General features: G+C 65.5%; 1 protein-coding gene. It reads left to right on the forward strand.

Going from position 1 to position 255, the window contains the following annotated elements; all coding sequences use genetic code 11:
• On the forward strand, positions 1 to 255 hold a 255-nt coding region (locus IB256_RS30525), incomplete at both ends, for a phage baseplate assembly protein V (protein ID WP_225602049.1).

Raw genomic sequence — 255 nt, forward strand, 5'->3', positions numbered from 1 at the left:
CGGTGATCGCCGGTACCCTCCCGGCGCGCGTCACGAGCCCCGAGCCGAATGACCTGTACGGCCACATCGACATGGAAGGCCGCTACAAGTGCCATTTCGTCTTCGACCGCGACACTTGGCCCGCAGGCCGCGAGTCAATGTGGCTGCGCCTGGCCCGCCCCTACTGCGGCGACACGTATGGGCTGCACCTGCCTTTGATACAAGGCACCGAAGTACGGATCGCCTTCGAAAACGGCGACCCGGACCGGCCCTACA

Source organism: Pseudomonas sp. PDM17, from assembly GCF_014851985.1.
Lineage (GTDB): Bacteria > Pseudomonadota > Gammaproteobacteria > Pseudomonadales > Pseudomonadaceae > Pseudomonas.